The 5846-nt window shown below is 38.0% G+C and carries 6 protein-coding genes and 1 pseudogene; 6 read left to right on the top strand and 1 reads right to left on the bottom strand.

The annotated features are described in order from the left end of the window. The first annotated feature begins 75 nt into the window (after positions 1–75). Both A9239_RS14175 and A9239_RS14170 read left to right on the top strand, forming a co-directional pair. The gene (locus A9239_RS14175) at positions 76–1110 is read left to right on the top strand and encodes an inorganic phosphate transporter (protein ID WP_048116859.1); all 1035 of its coding nucleotides are present in this window, start codon (positions 76–78) and stop codon (positions 1108–1110) included. Then, on the top strand, positions 1107–1796 hold the full coding sequence (locus A9239_RS14170) for a TIGR00153 family protein (RefSeq protein WP_048116856.1): 690 nt from the start codon (positions 1107–1109) through the stop codon (positions 1794–1796). Before A9239_RS14175 ends, A9239_RS14170 begins: the two co-directional genes overlap by 4 nt. Before the next feature lie 60 nt (positions 1797–1856). Here A9239_RS14170 and A9239_RS14165 read toward each other — a convergent pair. Next, positions 1857–2502 (bottom strand): annotated as a pseudogene (locus tag A9239_RS14165) (IS630 family transposase); the annotation flags it as partial. A 114-nt stretch (positions 2503–2616) separates the two neighbouring features. Here A9239_RS14165 and A9239_RS20600 point away from each other — a divergent pair. From A9239_RS20600 to A9239_RS14150, 4 genes are all read left to right on the top strand, one after another. Further along, complete coding sequence (locus tag A9239_RS20600; protein WP_230629276.1) at positions 2617–2754, top strand: hypothetical protein; 138 nt, start codon at positions 2617–2619, stop codon at positions 2752–2754. A 437-nt stretch (positions 2755–3191) separates the two neighbouring features. Then, positions 3192–3347: a hypothetical protein gene (locus tag A9239_RS19685; RefSeq protein ID WP_155396444.1), complete on the top strand. Its 156-nt coding sequence runs from the start codon at positions 3192–3194 to the stop codon at positions 3345–3347. Positions 3348–3381: 34 nt separating this feature from the next. Continuing rightward, on the top strand, positions 3382–3867 hold the full coding sequence (locus A9239_RS14160) for a hypothetical protein (RefSeq protein ID WP_048116851.1): 486 nt from the start codon (positions 3382–3384) through the stop codon (positions 3865–3867). A gap of 782 nt (positions 3868–4649) precedes the next feature. Then, positions 4650–5846: NosD domain-containing protein (locus A9239_RS14150; RefSeq protein WP_176722165.1), on the top strand; the 1197-nt coding region annotated here is incomplete at its 3' end.

Below are 5846 nucleotides of genomic sequence, written 5' to 3'. Positions count from 1 at the left end.
TAACTGCGTAAGTCCTAAGACTATTACAGTTATTATAACAAGTTTGAAGTTTAAGATTTCTGGAGCAGAAAAAAAATGGATTTACTTATCATAGCGCTTATTTTAGCCGGCCTTTATATGGCCTGGAATATAGGGGCAAATGACCTCGCAAATGCTATGGGGACTTCAGTTGGAACAGGATCTTTATCAATCAAGCAAGTGATTGTTATTGCTGCTGTCTTTGAACTTTTAGGCGCCGTATTATTCGGTGGACGAGTTACCTCTACAATTGCCAACGGGATTGTCCCCATCGGCATCGTTGGCGAAGTTCACCCAAATATTGTGGCGGTGGGGATGTTGGCTGCAATTCTTGCGGCAAGTTTCTGGGTAACTCTTGCGACTTTTTATAACCTTCCCGTTTCAACCAGCCATTCCATAGTTGGTTCCGTGCTCGGCTTCGGGCTGATTGCGGCTTACAATGGAACTATCTCTTATTCTGACATTCACTGGGGAGAACTTTTGAAAATTGTCGCTAGCTGGTTTATATCGCCAGTTCTTGGAGCAGTTTTTGCTTATTTGACCTTTTCCATAATAAGAAAGATTTTCCTTCACAGAGCTATAGACCTGCCTTTTGTTGAGAAAAAATTCATATCCTTACAACTCATTACTGGTTGTTATATCGCATTTGCGCACGGGTCAAACGATGTAGCAAACGCGATTGGTCCTCTCTGTGCAGCACTTAAGGTTATGGGAGTTTCAGGTACAGATGCCGGAATTCCGATATGGGTACTTTTGATGGGAGGCCTTGGAATGGTAATAGGAATGGCCACCTGGGGCTATAAAGTGGTTCAAACAATCGGCTCAAAGATTACGCAACTTACTCCTACACGTGGTTTTTCTGCCCAGTTCGCAACGGCGACAGTGGTTTTGCTTCACAGTTACAGTTCCCTTCCGATTTCGACTACACATACACTTGTCGGTTCGGTTATAGGGGTCGGACTCGCAGGCGGGATTGCAGCCGTTGACCTACGCGTGATCTGGAAAATTATTTCTTCCTGGGTAGCAACAGTTCCTATAGCCGCCCTTACATCGGCATTGATCTTTGTAGGATTAGAGGTGATCTTTTTATGAAAGACTACATCCGTTCTGTCCTTGACGTGGTTGCTGAATCTCCCTTTGTGCCTCTGGAAGCACACGCAAAAAAGGGAGTACTGGCAGTTGAAAAGCTGGCTGAAGCAATGGAAGCCTACTGTGCAGGAAACCAGTCTATTCTGGAGGAGAGAACAGATGAGATTGACACACTGGAACATGAGGCTGATAAACTCAAACAGAAGATAAGGGCAAGCATTCCCTCATCAGTAAGATTGCCCGTGAATAAAAAAGACCTCCTTTCTTTTCTTAAGCAGCAGGACTCTATTGCGGATTATGCTCAGACGGCTGCCTACTGGATGACCCTTCGATCCTGTGAGGATATCCCCGAGGAAATCAAAGAAGGCTTTCTGGAACTGATGAATACCTCCCTGAAGACTGCAAGGCTTTACGATGAACTTGCGGGTGCACTTTACAAGCTTCTCGCAACTTCTTTCAGCAAGGAAGAAATCAAAGAAACTATGACCATCATCCCTGAAGTCGAAAGACTGGAACATGATGTGGATGTGCTTGAAACTTCTCTCTCAAAAAAGATCTTCGAAAACGAAGACACTATAGGAGGTGCAGGTGTCTGCCACCTGATAGGACTTGTTGAAAGAGTAGGAGGCATTGCTGATAAGTCCGCAAGTGCTGCTGACCGTCTGAGAACTATGATTCTCAGAAGATAAGTGAGGTTTTGCCATTTTTCTTTAAATTATTTATTTTTTCCAAGTAATATAGTTCCTTACTTAACAAATTATACTTTTTATTTGCTGATAGAAAGTTTCCATCCATCTCTTTGCAAATGACAATGAGTCTTCTACTCTAATAAACTCTTTTTTGATGATGTTTCTTAAATGTTGTTTAGATTGAACAAATGTGACAGATACTTCTCTTTTTATTGTTTTCCATACATATTCTACAGGATTTAGATCTGGTGAATATGGTGGTAGAAACACAAGTATAATCCCTAATTCTTTGGCTTTTGTTACTGTTTTTATTGAGTGATGTGTTTTTGGATTGTCAAGTATAAGCACAACTATTTTTCCTTTGTTTTCTTTCACTATTTTTTCCAGAAATTCACATACGTTTTCTGCCTTTGAACAATTCTTGAATTCAATAAGATTATTTCCATTAAGTGAATAAAAGGCAAATGAATTTGCCTTTATATAATCAGTATATTATATCCTCAAAGATATTTTAAAAGGCCATAAACATTGTGTATTAGCTTTTGTTTGTGGTGAAGATTCATCCAGAAAACCTATGACAGATTGTTCATCTGGATCAATATGTTCTGAAATTGCTTCTGTTAACTTTTTGTAAAATGTCTTCTGCGTTCTGTGGTTTTTGGTAATCTAGAACATAAGGTTTAGAATGATACATGTTAAAACTATGTTTCGAGCAAAATTAGCTTCTCTCTTTCGCAACATAATGAAAAACTGAAATCAGTTTAAACAAGCTTTTGTTCCTGTTTTCCTTTTATCCTGTGGGGTCTGCACCCTTGATGTAATACGCCTCAAACTGGTTACTTTGGCCCTGAATATTGACCTTTCTTTAAACCTGATTGTAACAATTTCAGTCTTGACTTTCATTCTAGGAGCCCTACCATTAACTCCAGGAGGCCTCGGAATAATTGAAGGAGCCTGATCTCTTTACTTCTGTATTTTGGCTTGTCCCTCGCATCTGCAAGCAGTTTCGTTTTTTTAGAGCGTTTTATTTCTTACGGGCTCAGCAGCGTAATAGGATTTATTTACTTATCCTATTATGGAGGATTTAAAATCTAGAAAAAAATCAAAAGAAGAAAAATTACACTGAATGGAAAATTACACTGAATGAAAAATTACATTGATCTGCAAGTGACATTTTCTAGAGGTTGGCAAAGTTAACTACTCTATATATGTCTTTTTTAAATGCATGCCTCTGTTAAACATAAATTTGTGGAAATGGGTGTTCTGATGGGCAGACTGTGATCATAAATCGCCCCCGGGGACTGGTATGGAAAGGTATTAATTGGAGAAGTATGAGTAGTAATATGTGGGTATTATAATTATTACTGAGCCCCTTGATAAAACCGTGAGGTGACAATGATGTGTAGTGTTGGAGACTCGTTTGATCTGGATATGGAAGGAAATTTGCCGGTTAAAGACTATGTATGTAAAGACTGTGGGAACAGATTCAAAGGCATTGGTAAAAATGTGAAGTGTCCTTCCTGCCAGTCTAAAAATGTAGTAGAATCCTGATAATCGACTGGATTTTTTAATACTTATTTTTAACATGAAAGAATCGACTTCTTCTAAAGACATTTCACTGAAGGAAAGTGAAATGCTTCTCCTGCGCGGCACGGCAGGAACAGTGGCTATTGTGAAAGCAGGTCCGAGTGGACAGTTTTTTCTGGAAACTGAGAACGAAGAGATTGTACTCGGGCTGGAACCCCATGACCTGATTGTTGCTTCCGCGCTGTCTGTGGATGAGAAAACCGAAAAAGGGCTTAAATGCGTTCTTTTTATGATTAGGGAAATTAGGTCACCATTAATAGTCCTTCCAAAGAACCACCCTGCATCCCCAAGGCTTCCAATTGTAGTATCGGTTGGGCACAAAACTGTTCTAAGCTGCAATATCACTCCTGGTACGCATCCGAATCAGGACGTACTTTGCGGTTCAAATGAGTTTAATGGTCTTGAGATAACGGGAATACTGGATGGCGTACATATTGAAAATCTGTCAGAATGTGAGGTAGTAAAGGTTACCTTTGATATTTAATCCACATATTTTCTGATCCACATATTTTTCAGAAACAAAAAATCAGGGGTTTTGGCGGCTCTCTGTCTTACTTACTAGGCTTTATCTGGTCTTGTACAATACTTGATCCAGCCTTAGATAATAAGCCTTAGATAATAGCAATTTTGATATGTAGAACGTTTAATTTTGATATGTAAAGAGCTTAATTAACTCTCATCACTCATTTTTTGTTATAACTGGTGGTTCACTTACAAACCACAATGCTGTTATATTTCTCCCAATAATTTAATTGAGTGTTCTATATAGAAAGTGTCAGAATTTCCCTACCCTCATGATTTCAAAACCCTGCTATTTTTACACCTTATAGGCTCAAATTTCGCCTACTAATGGAGTTTTTAATTTTAATTTTTTACAAATCTCTCAAATCTCCCCATAAATTATAAACACACTGATTTTAGTTATCCTGTGACTTTTCATCGTATCAGGCTGAAATTTGCCCGTATACCGGATATTTTCCGTAAAATACCCAGATTTTAGAGTAAAACCCGTGAATTGTTTTGCTTCTAATGTTATTTTGGCTCTTCGCCATTCCCTATGGATAAGATGATTTTCAATTCGAGCCTGCATTGGTTTTTATGAATACATTACAAGGATCTCCACACCAAACAACGAAAAGCCGTTACTTTTTTAACACAATGTATGCTAATTTTATTAAACTTTGATAATATAAAAAGGTTTAACAATATAAAACAGATATAAATTATTGGCATTATATATAAAACTTAAATATAGGAATGCAAATCATGAAAATTAATAAGAAAATTGGTTTAATATCGATAGTGCTGATTTTATGTTTAATCATTGTTTCATCTACTGCATCAGCCGCTACTATAAATGTAGGACCAAACGAAAAATACAAGACGATTCAAAAGGCTGTGGATGCCGCTCATAAAGGGGATACCATTATTGTTAATTCTGGAACCTACCCTGAGAACGTTCATATTACAAAAGATAACTTAACGATTCTTGGAAAAGGGTATCCAAAGGTTTCTGGATTCTATAATGCTGAGGAATCTAATGATGACTTCGGCAGAGAATATATTAATATCAATGGTTTCTCTATCACTAAAAACGGAATTGATTTAGTTGGCAGAGCAACACGTGGTCAAATAATAAAAAATAATTATTTTTATTCTTGTGGTGTTTCTTTTGATGGAGATATGGCTTCTGGTACTATCGAAAGTAACTATTTCACAAATGGTGGGATTTCTTTAAGTCAAGCTGGAGTAAATATAATTGGAAATGAAATTAAGAATGCGGATATTGGAATTGGGTTATATCAAGGAGCCGGATCAGCAACATACGCATCAATTTCAAAAAATAAGATAACTGGGTGTAATGTAGGAATTGAGTTTTATCATGAAAGTAGTTCTCCTGGTATTTATAACAATTACTTTAGCAACAAAAATAACATAATATTCGATTCATCGTGGAACGGCGCTGTAAGCTGGAATACTACTAAAACCGCAGGTTCTAATATCGTTTCAGGACCTTACATTGCCGGGAACTTCTGGGGCTCCCCTGATGGCAAAGGTTTCTCTCAGACAGCTTCTGATAATGACTCTGATGGAATTGCAGATTCCCCCTATGTTCTAAATAGTAAAAATATTGACTACTTACCTCTGGTTGCTATTAAAACTCCGGTGAAAACTCCGGTAGCTTCTTTTAAAACGTCAAAATCAAGCGGGAAAGCACCATTAACCGTTAAATTTACTGATACAAGCACAGGGACACCTACTAAATGGAAATGGGACTTTGGAGACGGATCAAAGTCATACCACCAGAATCCAGTTCACAAGTATTCAAAGGCAGGAGTATATACTGTTAGTTTAACAGCAAAGAATGCTCATGGCAGTAACACGGTAACAAAAACAGATTATGTAAAAGTGATAGCAAAACCAGTTGCTGTATTCTCTGCATCTCCTACCTCCGGAAAAACA

Origin of the sequence: Methanosarcina sp. A14 (assembly GCF_001729375.1) — an archaeon.
Taxonomy (GTDB): Archaea; Halobacteriota; Methanosarcinia; order Methanosarcinales; family Methanosarcinaceae; genus Methanosarcina; species Methanosarcina barkeri.
Note: the sequence above shows the minus strand (reverse complement) of the source record. Positions and strands in the feature narration are given on the sequence as shown.

Coding starts and splice junctions, on each gene's coding strand:
- A9239_RS14175 (WP_048116859.1), top strand. CDS start 76: ATGGATTTACTTATCATAGCGCTTATTTTAGCCGGCCTTTATATGGCC.
- A9239_RS14170 (WP_048116856.1), top strand. CDS start 1,107: ATGAAAGACTACATCCGTTCTGTCCTTGACGTGGTTGCTGAATCTCCC.
- A9239_RS19685 (WP_155396444.1), top strand. CDS start 3,192: ATGATGTGTAGTGTTGGAGACTCGTTTGATCTGGATATGGAAGGAAAT.
- A9239_RS14160 (WP_048116851.1), top strand. CDS start 3,382: ATGAAAGAATCGACTTCTTCTAAAGACATTTCACTGAAGGAAAGTGAA.